This is a genomic window from Desulfoscipio sp. XC116 (genome assembly GCF_039851975.1).
In the GTDB taxonomy this organism is placed as follows: Bacteria; Bacillota; Desulfotomaculia; order Desulfotomaculales; family Desulfallaceae; genus Sporotomaculum.
Window position 1 is genome coordinate 3971473 of record NZ_CP156660.1, and the last position, 16981, is coordinate 3988453.

The window sequence follows — 16981 nt, forward strand, 5'->3', positions numbered from 1 at the left end:
CCTCTTACCTCAGTAAAGAAGATCGGGATACCTTGGAGGAATACCACGGCACAATGGATAGTGAGCGACCCTTCCTTTCCCGGATGCAGCCAATTATTCCGATAATGATCCGTATCTTTACAAAAGGCTGCCGCACTATGAGCTATTTAGCCCGTTGTGCAACAGCCCCTTTCAGCTTCTACAGGTTAAACGCTCTGCGCAGTATTTCCGCCTTGTCGGTGCTCTCCCAGGGGAGCACGATATCCCGGCGGCCAAAATGACCGTAGGCCGCGGTATTTTTGTAAATAGGCCGGCGCAGATCCAGATCCCTGATAATGGCGGCAGGCCGCAGATCAAACACTTCCTGCACCACCTGCACCAGTTTTTCCTCATCCACCTTGCCGGTGCCGAAGGTCTCCACCATCACCGACACCGGGCGGGCCACCCCGATAGCGTAGGCCACCTGCACTTCGCACTTGTCCGCCAAACCGGCGGCTACAATATTTTTAGCTACATAACGCATGGCATAGCTGGCCGAGCGGTCCACCTTGGTGGGATCCTTGCCTGAAAAAGCGCCGCCTCCATGCCGGGCCATACCCCCGTATGTGTCCACAATAATCTTGCGTCCCGTAAGCCCGGTGTCCCCCTGGGGACCGCCCACCACAAACCGCCCAGTGGGGTTGATCAGGTACCGGGTAGCCGCATTAATCATTTCTTTGGACACCATGGGTTTGATCACCTTTTCAATAAGATCCTCCCGTATGACATCCAATCCCACCCGAGGGGCATGCTGAGTGGAAACAATAATGGTATCCAAGCGTACGGGCTTGCCATCTTCATATTCCACAGTCACCTGCACCTTGCCGTCGGGCCGCAGGTAGGGCAGCTCCCTGGTCTTGCGCACCGAGGCCAGGCGGCGGGCCATACGGTGAGCCAGGGAAATGGGCAAAGGCATCATTTCCTGTGTTTCATTGGTAGCGTAGCCAAACATCATCCCCTGATCGCCCGCGCCGGTGGCTTCCAGCTTTTCTTCCACATCCGCACCGGAACGCACCTCCAAGGCCTTGTCCACACCCATGGCAATATCCGGGGACTGCTCATCTATAGAAGTAAGCACCGCGCAGGTATCGCAGTCAAACCCGTACTTAGCGCGGGTATAGCCAATCTCCCGCACCGTCTCACGGACCACCCGGGGGATGTCCACGTAGCATTTGGTGGTTATCTCCCCCCCCACCAGCACCAGGCCGGTAGTGATAAAGGTCTCACAAGCCACCCGGGCGTAAGGGTCCTGACCTATAATTTCGTCCAAAATAGCATCTGAAATCTGATCGGCTATTTTATCGGGATGTCCCTCGGTAACCGACTCAGAAGTAAAAAGGCGCTTTGCCAAAAAACAAACCTCCTTCTACGGCCGCACAAAAAGCATGCAGTCCGGTAACAATCGTCTATCGCCACAGCCCTAAACCAGAGTACGTACCATCTGCATTATCTTTTCCCATAGCGATAAAAACCATGTTTATTCTAGCAGGGGTAGAAATTATTGTCAATGAAGATGCCGACAAAAACCGAGGATTTTCCGGCCCCCAATGTACCATGAACTTTCTGCTTGCTATGCATACAACCTGTGACGCTTAAAATCCGTCATTGCTATGAGCACAACCTGCAACGCTTGAAGCCCGTCATTGCGGGGAGCGAAGCGACGCGGCAATCTCTGTTTTACAGCCCGCATTTCTTCGGAGATCTGCTTCGGTGTCTGAGATTGCTTTGCCGCGCTCGCAAGGACACAGCTAATCCACCTCAACCAATACCGCATCAACACCGATTTTCTTTATCTTTTCCCATGGTATCACAATGTCCCCGCCCGCGCTCAGCAAACGAAAATATTTCCGCGGGCCCTCCAAAACAATGGCCCGCACCTTACCCTCAACCATATCCACATGCACATCCTTCACCGGACCCAACTTGGCGCCGTCTCGCAAATTAATAATATCCTTACGGTTCAGCTCGGTAATTTTAAACACAGCGGGCCACCTCCCGGATTATACTATGCCGGGCGCCGTCCAAGTGTTACTTCGCGAAATAACATTTATATTGTCAGGGCCGAGTTAATTTTAAATAAGTTCATAAACAGAGAATAACAGAGTTACTTGCAGTATAATGCCAAAAAGTTGTTATAGTTTAACTCATTTTGTTTCCTATGTTAATTTGCTTCAGGGTACCCCTATGGTAAAATATCCTATAAATAATAATTCATGAGATACCATGAAAAAGGGAGAGAACCATGAAGATATCTGATATTCTAAAAAACGAAAAGCCTACTTTGTCTTTTGAGTATTTTCCGGCACGCTCGGAAAAAGGCGCTGAGACCCTGGACAAGGCTATTGACACCCTTGCTGAATTAAAACCCGATTTTGTATCGGTGACATTCGGGGCAGGCGGTTCAACAAAGGAAGGTTCCTATGATTTAGTAAAAAAATTAAAAAAAGAAAAAGAACTTGAAGTGGTGGCGTACTTGACCTGCTATGGCTTAAGTCAAGATGAAATTACCGCCGTCCTGGACAGCTATAAGGAGCTGGGCATTGAGAACATTTTAGCGCTGCGCGGAGATGCTTCCAAAGAGGGAGTAAATGTGCAGATGCCTGCGGATAGTTTCAAGTATGCATATGAACTTGTTAACTTTATTCGTCAAAAATACAGCTTTTGTCTGGGAGTTGCCGGTTATCCCGAGGGGCATATTGATTCACCCAGCCTGGAGAAGGATATCGAATATCTAAAGAATAAGGTTGACCAAGGCGCCGACTTTATCATTGCCAACTTTTTCAATGACAACGTCTATTTTTTAAATTTTTTGGAACGCTGTCAGAAATGCGGTATTGCCATACCGATTTTACCCGGCATAATGCCTGTCTTCAGTATAAAAATGATGGAAATACTCAACGGCAACTGTGGCACTAAAATACCTGAAAAGATGAGCAAAGGCATCTCCGCATTGCCTAAAGGTGATACAAAAGCACTTATTGAGTTCGGCATTGCATATGCAGCCCAACAGTGCGAAGAGCTTCTGAAAGAAGGAGTATGCGGATTGCACTTATACACTATGGATAAAAGCGAATCGGCAGCGGGAATAGTAAACAAATTGAGGGAAAAAGGATTTTCAATCTAATTAAACAAAAAAATAACAAGCAGTACTTTCTCTGATGCATTTAAATACCAAGCGATATTTATCTTTAATATTTATCTTTAGTAGAATGTTTTGGGTCCGACGCCAAAGTCGGACCCAAAGTTTTCTTAATCAATAGATGATCAATATAGTTATGAGATAAATTCCTTGAGCAGCTTGAGGTTCTGTCGAGACATACGCAATCACTCATCCCCACGTGCGTCCCCTTCACGCAACCGGCGAATAAGCGGTGTAGGGTCCGGCTGTTTTTTCATTTCACTTCTTAGCCGAGCCAAGCGTTGAAGCGAGTCTTTGGCGGTTATTACCTGCTCACAATGTTCGGTTTTCTCAAGCTTCTGTAAACAATTTTTAAGCAGTTACCTCTTTATCAATCACCATCTCCGTGTTGTGCTTAAATTCGCCTTCCCAGTTGGCCACTACCACGGTGGCCAAAGAGTTGCCGATCACGTTTAAGGCAGTACGCCCCATATCAACGAAGAAGTCCACAGCCATCAGCAAAGCCACACCTTCCGGAGGCAGACCCATTTCGGTGGCGGTGGCCAGCAGAACCACAAGCACGGCGGAGGGAACACCGGCTAAACCTTTGGTCATTACCATCAGCATAAAGATAATGGTAATGATTTGAAAAGTAGTTAACGGCAGATTGAAAGCATGGGAAATAAAGATTACGGCCAAGCTGGCATAAATACTGGCGCCGTCCAGGTTGAACGAATAACCGGTGGGTAATACAAAGGATGTAATGGAACGGTTGGCGCCGAATTTTTCCAACCGGTCTACCAACAAAGGCAGGGCCACCTCAGAGCTGCGGGTGGTAAAGGCAAGCAGCACTAAATCCCAGGTGCTGCGCATCAATGATCTGTAAGGAACTTTAAAAATTAAAGCAATAATCGGCATCAACACAAAAGCGACCACCGCAAAGGCCAGATAAGCCACTAGAACGAACTGTCCCAGGGCCATCAAGCTTTGCACACCGTACTTGGCCACACTAAAAGAAACAAAACCGAACACACCAATAGGAGCAAAGGAAACGGCATATTCAATTACTTTAAACATGGCTTGGGTCCAGGCATCAAAGAGATTAACTATCGGCTTCCCTTTTTCACCGATGGCCACCAAAGCCAGGCCAAAGAAAATACCGAAGAATATTACCGGCAGCAGCTTGCCGTCAGCCATAGACTGAATAACGTTCTTAGGAATGATCTCCAGCAAGAAATTCTGCATGTCTATTCCCTTTTGGAGTTGGGAAATTCCCGCAGTGTTGGCCGCCATTTGCCCAAAGCCGGCGCCTACATTAGTTAGTTTGGCAATTACCACACCGATCACAATAACGATTGTGGTTACTACCTCAAAGTAAACCAGAGTTTTAACAGCCACCCGGCCCAGCTTCTTGGTGTCGTGCATCCCGGCCACGCCAAGCACAATCAGCGGGAACACCAAAGGCACAATTACCATTTGAATCATACGGATGAATGCCTGACCCACAACCTCTAATTTCAGACCCAGCGGCTGGCTGACATAACCTGCGATAAGACCCAGGATCAGCCCGATAACAACTTTTACCCCCAGACTCATTTTCCGCTTATCTGTCATTACACCTTCCTCCTTCTATATAGCTGGCTTTAAAAGGTAAACAGCCGATATTGAAATATGAAACTTCTTATTATATTATAAAAAGTGGATTGTTTTTCTATGGCGGCCCAGCAAGCCTTCGCCTGCCGGGCCTTTTCTTTTTAAATTCAGGCTTCCGGAATATCGTCTTCCGGCTGCAGTAAAGGGACATTTATCTTGACGGTTTCGGGGTACTTCAAACCTGTGCCGGTGTTGAGCATAACCACTTTTTCACCGTCTTTAATCCAGCCTTGCTCCCTTAATTTCTGAGCCGCGGAGTACAGAGAAGCGCCTTCCGGGCAAACAAAAGCACCTTCTTTGGCGGCCAAGACAGCCTGAGCTTTTAATAAATCCGCATCACTGACGGCAATGGCACAGCCATCGGTTTTGTAGATGGCATCCAATACCATGAAGTCGCCCAGAGCTTTAGGCACGGTGATACCAAAGGCACAGGTATAAGCATTGTTCCAGAATTCGGACTCGGTCTTCCTCTCATGGTAAGCTTTTACGATAGGAGCACAGCCTTCGGCCTGGACGGCTACCAGGCGAGGCATTTTTTCATTAATCCAGCCCATGGCCTGCAGTTCCCGCAAGGCTTTATAAATACCAATAATACCAACACCGCCGCCGGTGGGATATAAAATAACATCCGGCACCTCCCAGTTAAACTGCTCGGCGATTTCCAGCCCCATGGTCTTTTTGCCCTCTATGCGGTAGGGCTCTTTTAATGTGGAGACATCGAACCAGCCGAAGTTTTTAACGGCCCTGCCCACGATTTTCCCGGCGTCACTGATTAAACCGTCTACCAGGTAGAGATCGGCGCCGGTAATAGCACACTCGTTACGTGTGATTTCCGGGGCATCCTGGGGCATTACGATTACGGATTTAATACCCGCTCTGGCCCCATAGGTAGCCCAGGCAGCACCGGCGTTACCATTAGTCGGCATGGCCAACACTTTAATGCCCAGCTCTTTGGCACAGGAAACACCAACCGTAGCACCCCTGGATTTAAAAGTACCCGAAGGAATAATACCTTCATCTTTGAGATAGAGGTTATGCAAACCGATTGCAGGGCCGGCCACTTCCATTTTAACAATAGGAGTCATACCTTCACCCAGGGAAACCAGATTCTTTTTATCCCGCAGGGGAAGCAGTTCCCAGTAACGCCACAGGCTCGGCTCACGATTTTTTAGGTCCGCCTGATGAAAGTTTTCCTTTACACGTTCCAGATCATACTTAACAACCAGGGGGCCACCGCATTCACACAGCTGTTGAACCTCTTCATTGTTATAGTGTTTACCGCATTTAGCACATTCCAGGTGGGTTACATAACTCATGTTTTATCGCTCCTTAAAATGAAATTATTTTATTAAAACAACGGCTTCAATTTCTACCAACACATTCTTGGGTAAGCAGGAAACTTCCACGCAAGCCCGGGCCGGCGCATCTTCCCGGAAAAACTCTCCATAGATTTCATTAACCTCGGCAAACTGAGCCATATCCCTGACAAAAACAGTGGTTTTAACTACATCTTTCAAGCCGGCGCCGGCCCCCTCACAAATAGCCTGGAGATTTTTCAGGCTTTGTTTAGTTTGAGCTTGTACACCTCCTTCCACGACATTGCCCGTTGCCGGATCAATGGGAATTTGACCGGAGATAAAAAGCAGATTAGCCGCCTTAACCGCCTGAGAATAAGGTCCTATAGCTGCCGGGGCATTGCTGGTACTGATAACAACCTTTTCCATTTGATATTAATCCTCCTACTGGTTAGTTAAATTATGTTATTAACCCGGTTAGACCGGTCTTCTTCTAAATAATTGTAGATAGTATACCGGGATACTCCCAATACAAGAGCAATTTTATCCACCGCGCCCTTAATCATGAACACACCCTTCAGATCAAGTTCACGGACCACTTGGACCTTGTCTTCTTTTTGCATCATAGCCACCGGGATACCCGTGTTGTTAATTGTCTGGTTAATCATGGTATCCAATACTTCGACGATATCCGAGGCAAACAGTTCGCCTTCGTTAGCTGTTTGAAGCTCCTCTGCAAACGCAGTAAATTCTTCCATATGCCCTTTGTGAATCAGCAGCCCTGTAATATCATAATTAAAACATAGGCAACCGATTATTATCCCGCTGCTGTCCCGAATGAAAATGGTGGTGGATTTTAATGTCCGACCATCCTTGGTTATATTTTTATAACCGATTAGATCATGACAGCTATTGCCGTACCTGCGAATGTTTTCCAACACAATATTGGTTATGGGCGCACCTTTTTGCCGATTGGTAATACTGCCGGACACATAAATCAATGATCTTTCCGGGTTACGCAAATCATGCACAGCCACTTCACAAAACTTCCCCAATGTTTCCGCAATCCCCTTGGCTATGGGAATCAGTGCCTGTAATTCCGGGAGTATATCCGCCGCCAGTCCTTCGCTCATGCCTATACATCACCTCCTAACGGAAATAATTTATGCAATCGCCATCCTTATCAATAAAATGATGTCTCTTGTATATTCGTCAACCTTCAACAATTTCCTTCTAATCTCTTTAACTTTTTTAACAAGCATTACAAAAAAATTTTAACAAGATCGCCACAACTTAAAGCAGCAGCTACCCGAGCAGGATTTTCCCGCACAGCCCTTTAATTCCTCCGCCAATGGGCAGGGTGCATAAGGAAGCAATTACCCAATAACAAACAACAAAATAGACAGCCAACAGATAAGTAATGTGAAATAGCATATTGCCCAATGGTTAATAAATTCCGCCCCTGTGTTAAATGAGCGTCCATTGTCTTTATAGCGCTGTAATACTAAAATAAAAACAGGTAAAAATTTATTATGGTAATAAAGTTTAAAATTAGAAGATGTGCAGTTGGAAATTTTTCACTAGTAACCTTGCAAAAACAATTATACGGGGAGAGAATTATATGGAACTGAATATTGGCGAGATTATCATAGCTAAACGTAAAGAAAAATCATGGACACAAGAACAACTTGCTAATGCCGTGGGTGTTTCCGCCCCGGCGGTGAGCAAGTGGGAAACCGGAACAACTTATCCGGACATCACATTGCTTTCTCCTATCGCTCGTGCTTTGCATACCACGATAGACGAGTTACTTTCCTATCAAAATGAGTTATCGTCCGATGACGTGAGCGAGCTTGCCAAGAAGGCGGCGAGGACTTATGAAACCGATGGATTTGAAGGCGGATGGAACTATTGTCAAAACCTCTTGCAGGAATACCCCAACAGTATTCCCTTAAAGTTTTATCTCGGCAATCTGTTTCAGAGTTTCATGTTAATGAAACCCGATATTGGGAAACAAGAAATTCAGAGTTATTACCGACAAGCCGCCAACATTTACGAAGAAGTACTATCAAGCGGATATGCAAAGTTTTCCTACCCGGCAACAATCATTTTAGTCGGATTCTATGCAATGCTTAACGAACTTGACCGAGCACAAGAATTGTTGGCTAGTTTGCCAGAGACAAAAGCAGACCCTAATTTGCTTTATCCTTCAATTTACGCTTTGCGCGGGAAACATGACGAGGCAATGAAATTGACCCAGGAAAATATCAGGCGATATGTCCCCAGAATTAGCCAGGCATTGGGCGTTTTATGCTCGTATGCCCGAGAGCGTGAGGATATGGACACAGCCTATACCCTTGCGAAAATAAACTTCGAAATGACAAAGTTGTTTGGTATAAGAGAAGAAAGTGCTTATCCCAATATGATAAAAATCCTTGCTTCTCAAGGAGATAAGCAAAACGCACTCAATTATTTGGAAGCATATACAGAGATTATACTTGAGCTGAGTTATGACTATTCAAAAAACCCCGTCTTTAATAAGCTCGCAGAAGAACCCAAAGACACTTCCTATATCAAAAAAGTACTTGCGCAAAGCATTTTGATTGACAAGGAATATGCTCCCTTAAAAGACGAACCACGCTACATCCGGATAGTTGAGAAATTGCGTAAAATTACCGAAGCACCAACGAGTACCTTTTGTGAATGATTGGAGGAACCCGCCCGCAGACGGCGTTCCCCCTCGGAGAGCCCACGGGACACTTTGGCTGACTTATTCGTATCGATTTCCTTGAGTATCGTAAAACGTCACTTCTATAGAATAGTCATTACTTGGAGCTTTATAGTAAAGGATTTTATTTTTCCCGGCGTCAAGCTCTATTGGTTCAAGTTTTTTACCCTGGACCGTATAGGTTATCTTTGCATAGTCTAAATCTGCTTGATCATACCAAAACAAATCATAGCCTATTCCATTTATAACAGTATGTTCAGTGATTATTTCACCGTTATCTCTCAAAAATCTTGTTTGTAATTTATATTTATTATTATCTTCCGGCTCAAATATTGCCAGCCCATACTTGTTATTCGCACCTACTATTCCACTTATAATTTGCTCATCTATTTTAATCTCCGAAGCAATGTGGATTCCATTATCTGATTGGTTTAATCGCAATTCTCTGCTTTCAAGTGTCGAACCGTCAAGTTCACTCTGTTGAAAAAAGAAGCCGACAAATACAACGCTCAAAATTAAAATAGCTGCCACTGCAAGAATATACTTTTTCCTTTTCATTCTTATCTCTCCACCTGCCTGATATAAACAATGTGCATCACTCTAATATTTATCATTATACAGCATTTTCCTCAATCTCAAACCACTTCGGGCCAAGTTGGCCCGAAGTTCCAGCCTAACCACGAAAGGAACTTACTATACGGGAAATCATCAGCGATGAAAATATCAATACTTTCTCCAATATCACGCAGGAACGTATTACCACAAGAAAAATTCGGCGACACGACTTTTCTTCTTTCCTCCCGCTTCCTTAGGACACTGTCCTAACCGCAAGGGATTGTTTTTAAAAATTTCACAGCCTGTGAACTAACAGATCAGCGAACAAATTGTTTGACTTATACCGGTTAAATGGTAATATATTTTTATCTGTTGCCGGTAAAGCCGGTCATTAGCGGCAGATTAAGAGCAAACCGGCAGTACTGATAAATGTCACAGATTAACAACTTACCGGAGAAAGAAAATGAAAATAGGCCACAGAATAATCAAAACCGGTATTGCCGTTACCATAACCATGTTTATTTGCCGCCAGTTAAACCTGGAACCGTCTGTCTTCGGCGCCGTATCCGCAGTTATCAACCTGCAGCCCTCCCTGTACCTGACTTATAAAAAAGCGGGCGAGCAAATAATCGTGCACGTGTTGGGCGTTACGGCAGGCATTCTTTTTGGCTGCCTGCTGGGAGGCACCCCCCTGACCATGGGCGCCATTACGGTTTTTTTAATTATCCTGTATACCCGGTTAAAGCTACATAACGGTATTATCATGGGCATTGTAGCCGCCATATTCATATTAAGCGCCTCCCCCGACCAGTTTTTACTGCACGCCTTCACCAGATCGGCGGTGATATTTACCGGCCTTATAGTCGCCATGCTGGTGAATATTATCCTCTGGCCGCCCCGGCACGGCTCCCGCTTTAACGAACTGCTCCGGGAAAGCAATGAAGCGGCGGTAAATTACTTTTGCCGGGCCGTACACGATTATGTCCGCATCGTAGACCAACCAATACCGCAGCCCGTTGAGTTACGGCAAAAGGTGATTAGTTTAAATGAGGAATGCGCTGTTATTGCCGAACACTATCGCCGGGAAAGAAAACAATTCAGTACTCATTTAGACCCGGTCGATCCCGACGAATGGTTTAACAGCGCGGAAAAACTATCCACGTATAACCGCTTGCTTGTCGAGAAGGCTGATCAAATATATGATATTTTACCCGCCAGACTGGAAAGGCGGTTACAATCAGGTCAGCTAAACATTACCGACGAGTTTAAAGCCATCCTGGAAATACTGGACAGCGACTGTAATACCGTCATCCGGGTCAACCACAAGCTCAGGTCACTGCTCTGTGACAAACAAGCAGTCGAGCCGGAGGAAATCAGCGAAAAATTTTGGGGAAGACTGACATTGGTTATTGAGAAGTGGCAGGCAAAGTTAATCGGCAGCTATTACCTGCACGCCTTAATAGAAGCTTCCACCGTAGCGGGAGAAATCAGATGGGCGACCAGGGAAGCCAAAAAAATTTTGAACAGTGCGGTGCATATGAAAAGATATGATCTGTAAAAACATAGAGCCGCCAGCTTCATCATTTCTTCCACAGAATACACTCCTCCCATCCATATGAGCGGCGGAGAACTTACATCCCCGCCGCCCGAAAGATACGCTCCGAAAATTGTCGTGATATCGGGTCATGCTACTGTTCGTAGACGACATTGACAGTTCTATCGATAACCTGCGCGCTGTGCTTGGCTACCAGATCACCGCCGGTGGTATTGAAAATGTTTTTGGCGATAATTTGATCCATCGCGGCAACCACTTCCGCCTCGGTCAAGGTATCCTTGGGATTATCCAGCGAAATAGTGGTCCGGGTTCCCCCCTGGTTGACAAAAGACATCTGTAAAGTTTGCGTAGCAGCCATATGAACACCTCCTTTCTCCGGCTTTATTTTAGATTACAAGCAGTCATTCATTAATCCGGCTCTGACCGGTCAGCCGGGTACCGGCAAATTGGGATTAATAAATCCACACAAACGCAGCGCTTTGACCGGGCCAACAAATGGTGCCGGCTGCCCACCGCTATGGAAAGATTAAACTACTTCTTCCAACACAGCACTGTCCACACGCAGCACCGCCACCAAGGTATGCTCCTGCAATTGGACCAAGGCCCGGGCTACATCGAAAATATCCTGATCTGCAGCATCTGTTTTAACATTGCTGAGGCTCTTGGTACGGTAAATGGGATCACCATCGCCGTCCAGCCCGGTTTGAAACTGCATCCGCAATACCGTACCGCTTGGCACCTTTTCAACCGCCATCTAGTTCACCTCCTTTCTATGCCGGAGTAATTTGCTATCCAGGGCCGTTAAATATTTAAGCCCTGTCTTTGGGCGGCAAGGGTATTCACCCCGCCGGCCCAAATAAAACGGCCGAGATTATCCGGCCAATTTCAAATCAGCTCAGAAAATTGCAATGATCAGCTAAATAGCAATATAAAGTTACACTAATCACTTTGGGACTAAATTGAATACCCGAATAACTTTCCCGGCAACAGGCCGGCCTGAATCTTCATCCGTAAAAACCAGAAATTCACCAAGATCTGTCGCACCGTCTAAAACCATTTCCCGCTTCCCGGCCAGCCTGCAATAGGCCTGTAAATTTTCTTCACTCATACATGTTCACCCCTTTCGATTTAAAATCTGCCGGATATCTTTTTCATGGCCGCCGGCACCTTATTTGAACCGGCTCTTTACCCCCGATTCCCACATACCGCATGTTCTAAATGCATCCGTGTTTTGGCGCCTCTATATATAAGTCACCCCGACAGCACAAGTTGCCCCCTCTAACACTAACTTTTTAAATAATTTTTTAACTGCTTAATGATGCGCGCCACGCGCTTGGAAACGGATGATTTGTGCACCCCGTCCCGCCTGGCCACATCCGCCATAGTCATACCACTGTAATAAATATCTCTAATCAGCTTTTGCTGCCGCGGCTTCAGTTCGGCAATAGCTTTCCTTAAATAATCTTCTTCCAAGCTGTACAAAACATCGTCCAACACATCGTCATCCGCCTTGAGAATATCCCATTTATCGTTTTGATCGCAGTAGCTGCAATGCCGGCGGGTCTCTGTTTGATTGTTATTGTAGGCAAGGCGATTCTCACCTTCGTTGATAACAAGCCACATCCATGGCTCCAGCTCGTCCGTACCCGAAAGCATCTCCTCAGTAATAACGGACTTTTTCATCCCTCCCTTACCATCTGAGAACTCATAAGCAATAGCCTCACAGTCACTTAAATTAAAAATGGTTTTTTTGTCTCCCACCGCATAGGTCACCTTACCATCCTCAGTAATATCAATGACTATGCTGATTCCACCCGCTGTTTTAAATTGTTTGAACATATGCTTGTCCTCCTCCGAATTTTGGTAAAATGGGCATAAAAAAAAGGCACTGATGCGCCTTTGAGCACATCAATGCCTGGCAGCTTTTTAAGGAAATCTCCTTAAAAAGGGCAAAAAAATAGCCGCTCCGGCTAGAAGTTAATAACTCCCGGTTGGAACGGCTAATTTTTTTCGCAATTTTGTGGACATATTTTCCGCTGTATCAATTATATTTCCCTTAAACTACCATTACAATTTCATTAGACTGCTAACCTACTCTCATTTACCTCTCATCATCCTTTCACCGCCCTGAGCACAGGCCGCTCTTCCGCTACCCAACCATCTCCACCCAGCATCCAGATATCCCTGAGGGGTGGCAGGATATATCCCCAGAGGATAATCCCCATCATATTAATAGCTTTTTTCTTGTAGCGGTAATACGTTGAAGCTGAAAGATGATATTTCTTCCGGATTTGATCATCGGTTAATTTATCCTTGTTAATATAACTGCCGGTTATAATGTTAAAATAAATCTCACCGTTGTCCGGGTGGGTCCTCAGTTTTACCAGCGCCTTGTCCACAATATCTATCATGCTTTTGGACTCCGCGATGTTCAGAAGTCTTTCTTCAATAGCCTTTTTATCCTTGGCGCAATCAAAATAATCTAAATCCAAGGATAAAAAATCCACTAAATTGGCAATGCGCTTACCGCCAAACGCATAGGCGGTTTCATTAACTTCACCAATAGCTTCTTCCACCCGCCATACTACTTTTCGGTATATCATGAGAAGCAGCTTGGTCCTGTGAAACTTATTATCATCTCTTTCTCTTCTAATTAGGTTACATAAAGGCCGCATTTTAAATCCCCCCTTTTAATACAATGGGCAAAAAATATCGTTATTGTTTCCGTTGCTTCTTGTCGTTAATCAATAGATGTCCTTGACACAAGAAGTTTGCTGAACTATAATGAATATAACTTCATAGTTTTAGGTAAATTATAGCAGTTCCGTGAAGTTCGGTCAAGAAGTTTTATGTAGTTTACCAAGTATGCAAATTCTCAGTTGAAAGGAAGCTTTACATGAAGAGTTTCTCAGAGAAGTTGAAAGATGCCCGCGAAAGTTTAGACATAAGCCAGGCGGAACTGGCACGAAAGGTAGGCCTTTCCCAACGTTCCATCACTGCGTATGAAAATGAAAATACCATCCCCAGAGGAAACACTATAAAAAAGCTGGCCCGGGTGCTTAATGTTTCTGTTGAGTATTTGCTGAATGAAGAGGAAACCGATTCGCAAGCCAATAAGGATAAAAATGTTTTTATGGACATCGTGCGTGAGAACTATGGCCGTAAGGGAGCCGGAGAGGCTAAAGCACTGCTCGAACAGAATAAGGCTTTGTTTGCCGGCGGAGATTTGAGCCAGGAGGCGAAGGATGCATTTTTTGAGGCGCTTATGATAGCTTATGTAACTTGTAAAGAAGAAGCAAAGAAAACCTATGGCCGGAAAAAGAAAAAAGAATAGTTGAGGGCTGCCATAATGAGTATTGCCGTTATAAGTAACGAGGTAAGAAAAATAAAAAGGAAGTACTCTGAAACGGACCCCGTCAGGCTATGCCAAAATATGAAAATATCTTTGCTATACCAGCCTATGGGTTCATTTGAAGGGGCCTGCAAAGGATTCTATTTACAACAATCACGTAAACAGGCTATCGTCATTAACAGTAACCTTGCTGAACAGCTCCAACGGATAATTTTAATCCATGAGCTGGGACATGCAATTCTACACCGCAAATTACCCGGCGTGAAAAGTTTTCATGATTTTAAGCTATTTGACGAAACATCTCTTTATGAGTATGAAGCCAATATTTTTGCCGCCGATTTTATATTAGAAGATCAAGACGTACTTAGGATGTTAAATGATGATATTTCATTTTTTGCCGCTGCCAGTACGCTTGGCGTACCGGCAGAGCTGCTTGATTTTAAGTTTCGCATCTTAAAAAGAAAAGGTTACAAAGTAATAGATCCTCCCTTAAACGCCAGGGCTAATTTTTTGAAGCATTACTGAGTATGCCAGGGGACAGTCATGAAAGATGGCAGTTAAATGATGACACGTTTTGTAAATATCAGGGATATTGAGGAGGGCGGATAAAATTTTATCGATGCAGCGCCTTTCTTTTATGGCCTGAGTATAACCGCATGGCAAACAACACTATTTACGAATAAAAAAACGAGCTAGCTTAAGATTACCGGAAGATAATACTATTCCCAGCATAACACAAAAACCCCCGGTAATATGATAAGGTGTTATTTGCTCCTGCAAGAAAAAAACAGCCAAAAAGATTGAATAAACAGGAATTAAATTATAAAAATTGGCCGATTTCGCCACACCAACCATTTGTATGCCTTTATAATACCAAATGAAAGCTAATACAGTGGCAAATACCCCTAAATACAAAATCCCCGCCGCTATGGGCCATGATAAAGCGATATCGGTATGGGAAATTTCCCATCCGGACGCCAGAAATAAAAAAGGAAGTCCGGCTAAAGTTGAATAAGTTGTAGTTTCCATGGGGCTTAATGAATACATTACGTTTTTACCCAAGATGGTAAAGATGGCCCAGATAAAAGTATTCAGGAAAATTATTAAATCGCCGATATTGAAATCCAAATTATACAATACAGCCGGCGAGCCCTGGGATTGTATTATAATAATACCGAGTATGGCAAAAAAAGATCCTAAAATCTGCTTGTATCCGATATTTTCCTTTAGAAACAACCAGGAACAATAGATTGTCACAATTGGGCTGAAGGAGTTTATTAAAGTAGCGTTTATAGCTGTTGTATACTTTAAACCAATATAAAGCAGGCTGTTAAAAGCAAATACGCCCGTTAACCCCAAGATCAATATTTTAATTTTTAAAATACCGTCAAGTTTAGTTCTATCTTTTAAATTTAATAACAACAGGCCAAGAATCAATGCACCGACAATAAATCTGCCTGCCGATATACTAAACGGCGGGAGTACTCCTATAAGTACCTTTCCGACTATAAAATTACCCGCCCAGATCAAGGGCACAACGGTCAAATAAATATATGGCAGCACCAGTTTATAATTAGAATAATTCAACTTTAAACGACCATCCATTAAACAAATTTTTTAAAGTAGACGATATAACCCGGAATGCTTATATCGTTGCCCCTTTCCGTTCTCATAACCCAGCAACCAATTTCTATTGCGATAACTAGATATTTGTACAATAACTAGATATTTGCAACTCTTTCGCATTTGGTATCTAGTATATTATATTTGACCTATAATATATAAAATCCTTCTGTACTTTATGCTGTAGTGTTAGATAAAATTAGGACTGCCTCTGCCCAGACACCATTTTCCAAACCTTAAAGATCCTTGTTTTTACACTTTTCCAATAAACCCCTAGCTCTTTCGGTTTCCTGCATAACATCGTATTACAAATATATTGAAAATTTAACTTTAGTCACCAATAACCCTGCAAAATCATAGAAAACTTGACTTCCTCAAATTGACATTCTATAATAAATTTAGATGCAAATCATACGCATTTGCATTTATAGCAGAAAGATTTGAGGATAACTGTAAGCGGCACTGCAGAATGAAAGCTCCGGCAAGATAACAATAGATATGTTCTTTATACAAGAAGGACTGAAAGAGGTGAATGATTTGGAAAAGATACAAAATAACTGGCCTGCGGGTATAAAAAGAACCAAACAGCGCGCATGTGTACTCTCAGTTCTTGAGCATTCCGAAAAGCCTTTAAGCGCAACGGACATATGTTCCAAAATAGAAACCGACGGAGAAGCGGTCTGGTTGTCTACCGTTTATAGAGTACTGGAGTTTTTTATAAAAAAAGGCATGGTGAATAAAGTCAACATGATGAATAATGAGATGGCAATGTATGAACTCAATCATTCCAAGCATAAGCATTATGCCATCTGTATGGGCTGTAACAAAATCATACCAATGAATAATTGTCCAATGGAGAATTTCATACCAAAGCTTGAAGATGATAATTTTCATGTGCTAGGGCATAACCTGGAGTTATACGGGTATTGTAAAAATTGCTACCGAAGAAATTAATTTGCAGTATTAATAGTATAGTATATACAATGAACTCGTTCAGCTAAAGCTGAACATGGGGCTTCAGATGAGGATCCTGCCCCACCTGAAGTAAGATAGGAACTTACACTTATAGAAGTGGAGTCTTGGA

The 16981-nt window shown here is 44.0% G+C and carries 19 protein-coding genes; 6 read left to right on the forward strand and 13 right to left on the reverse strand.

From position 1 onward, the window contains the following. Positions 1-178: 178 nt before the first annotated feature. Both metK and ABDB91_RS18585 read right to left on the reverse strand, forming a co-directional pair. A complete protein-coding gene (metK, locus tag ABDB91_RS18580) occupies positions 179-1369 on the reverse strand; it encodes a methionine adenosyltransferase (protein WP_347489213.1) in 1191 nt (396 codons plus the stop codon). 397 nt (positions 1370-1766) lie between these two features. Further along, on the reverse strand, positions 1767-2000 hold the full coding sequence (locus tag ABDB91_RS18585) for a YlmC/YmxH family sporulation protein (protein ID WP_347489214.1): 234 nt from the start codon (positions 1998-2000) through the stop codon (positions 1767-1769). A 260-nt stretch (positions 2001-2260) separates the two neighbouring features. Here ABDB91_RS18585 and metF point away from each other — a divergent pair, with 260 nt between their 5' ends. Continuing rightward, entirely contained in the window at positions 2261-3142 is an 882-nt protein-coding gene (gene metF, locus ABDB91_RS18590) for a methylenetetrahydrofolate reductase [NAD(P)H] (protein ID WP_347489215.1), read from the forward strand. A gap of 366 nt (positions 3143-3508) precedes the next feature. Here metF and ABDB91_RS18595 read toward each other — a convergent pair whose 3' ends face one another. From ABDB91_RS18595 to ABDB91_RS18610, 4 genes are all read right to left on the reverse strand, one after another. Further along, entirely contained in the window at positions 3509-4750 is a 1242-nt protein-coding gene (locus ABDB91_RS18595) for a cation:dicarboxylase symporter family transporter (RefSeq protein WP_347489216.1), read from the reverse strand. A gap of 146 nt (positions 4751-4896) precedes the next feature. Then, positions 4897-6105 (reverse strand): threonine synthase, encoded by a 1209-nt coding sequence (locus tag ABDB91_RS18600; RefSeq protein ID WP_347489217.1) that lies wholly within the window; start codon positions 6103-6105, stop codon positions 4897-4899. Positions 6106-6129: 24 nt separating this feature from the next. Then, positions 6130-6513 carry a RidA family protein gene (locus tag ABDB91_RS18605; protein ID WP_347489218.1) on the reverse strand — a complete coding sequence of 128 codons (384 nt, stop codon included), beginning with the start codon at positions 6511-6513 and terminating at the stop codon, positions 6130-6132. 26 nt (positions 6514-6539) lie between these two features. Then, on the reverse strand, positions 6540-7217 hold the full coding sequence (locus tag ABDB91_RS18610; protein ID WP_347489219.1) for a helix-turn-helix transcriptional regulator: 678 nt from the start codon (positions 7215-7217) through the stop codon (positions 6540-6542). 488 nt (positions 7218-7705) lie between these two features. Here ABDB91_RS18610 and ABDB91_RS18615 point away from each other — a divergent pair, with 488 nt between their 5' ends. Beyond that, positions 7706-8791: a helix-turn-helix transcriptional regulator gene (locus ABDB91_RS18615; protein WP_347489220.1), complete on the forward strand. Its 1086-nt coding sequence runs from the start codon at positions 7706-7708 to the stop codon at positions 8789-8791. A gap of 63 nt (positions 8792-8854) precedes the next feature. On the opposite strand, the gene ABDB91_RS18620 is transcribed toward ABDB91_RS18615, so the two are convergent. After that, a complete protein-coding gene (locus tag ABDB91_RS18620) occupies positions 8855-9370 on the reverse strand; it encodes a hypothetical protein (RefSeq protein ID WP_347489221.1) in 516 nt (171 codons plus the stop codon). Positions 9371-9830: 460 nt separating this feature from the next. On the opposite strand from ABDB91_RS18620, the gene ABDB91_RS18625 reads away from it, so the two are divergent. After that, entirely contained in the window at positions 9831-10925 is a 1095-nt protein-coding gene (locus ABDB91_RS18625; RefSeq protein ID WP_347489222.1) for an aromatic acid exporter family protein, read from the forward strand. A gap of 130 nt (positions 10926-11055) precedes the next feature. Here ABDB91_RS18625 and ABDB91_RS18630 read toward each other — a convergent pair whose 3' ends face one another. The 5 genes from ABDB91_RS18630 to ABDB91_RS18650 form a co-directional block, all read right to left on the reverse strand. Further along, on the reverse strand, positions 11056-11280 hold the full coding sequence (locus ABDB91_RS18630) for a DUF2922 domain-containing protein (RefSeq protein WP_347489223.1): 225 nt from the start codon (positions 11278-11280) through the stop codon (positions 11056-11058). 168 nt (positions 11281-11448) lie between these two features. After that, on the reverse strand, positions 11449-11676 hold the full coding sequence (locus ABDB91_RS18635; protein WP_347489224.1) for a DUF1659 domain-containing protein: 228 nt from the start codon (positions 11674-11676) through the stop codon (positions 11449-11451). Between the two features lie 189 nt (positions 11677-11865). Beyond that, a complete protein-coding gene (locus tag ABDB91_RS18640; RefSeq protein WP_347489225.1) occupies positions 11866-12030 on the reverse strand; it encodes a hypothetical protein in 165 nt (54 codons plus the stop codon). A 176-nt stretch (positions 12031-12206) separates the two neighbouring features. Continuing rightward, positions 12207-12761 carry a sigma-70 family RNA polymerase sigma factor gene (locus ABDB91_RS18645; protein WP_347489226.1) on the reverse strand — a complete coding sequence of 185 codons (555 nt, stop codon included), beginning with the start codon at positions 12759-12761 and terminating at the stop codon, positions 12207-12209. A 272-nt stretch (positions 12762-13033) separates the two neighbouring features. Beyond that, positions 13034-13597 carry a hypothetical protein gene (locus tag ABDB91_RS18650; RefSeq protein WP_347489227.1) on the reverse strand — a complete coding sequence of 188 codons (564 nt, stop codon included), beginning with the start codon at positions 13595-13597 and terminating at the stop codon, positions 13034-13036. A gap of 221 nt (positions 13598-13818) precedes the next feature. Between ABDB91_RS18650 and ABDB91_RS18655 the strand changes: the two genes are divergently transcribed. Then, a complete protein-coding gene (locus ABDB91_RS18655) occupies positions 13819-14256 on the forward strand; it encodes a helix-turn-helix transcriptional regulator (protein WP_347489228.1) in 438 nt (145 codons plus the stop codon). 99 nt (positions 14257-14355) lie between these two features. Continuing rightward, positions 14356-14799, forward strand: coding sequence for an ImmA/IrrE family metallo-endopeptidase (locus tag ABDB91_RS18660; protein WP_347489229.1), 444 nt, complete (start codon positions 14356-14358; stop codon positions 14797-14799). A gap of 144 nt (positions 14800-14943) precedes the next feature. Here the strand turns inward: ABDB91_RS18660 and ABDB91_RS18665 are convergent, their stop codons facing one another. Next, positions 14944-15879 (reverse strand): DMT family transporter, encoded by a 936-nt coding sequence (locus ABDB91_RS18665; RefSeq protein ID WP_347489230.1) that lies wholly within the window; start codon positions 15877-15879, stop codon positions 14944-14946. Positions 15880-16434: 555 nt separating this feature from the next. Here ABDB91_RS18665 and ABDB91_RS18670 point away from each other — a divergent pair. Then, positions 16435-16851 (forward strand): transcriptional repressor, encoded by a 417-nt coding sequence (locus ABDB91_RS18670; protein WP_347489231.1) that lies wholly within the window; start codon positions 16435-16437, stop codon positions 16849-16851. Positions 16852-16981 lie beyond the last annotated feature (130 nt).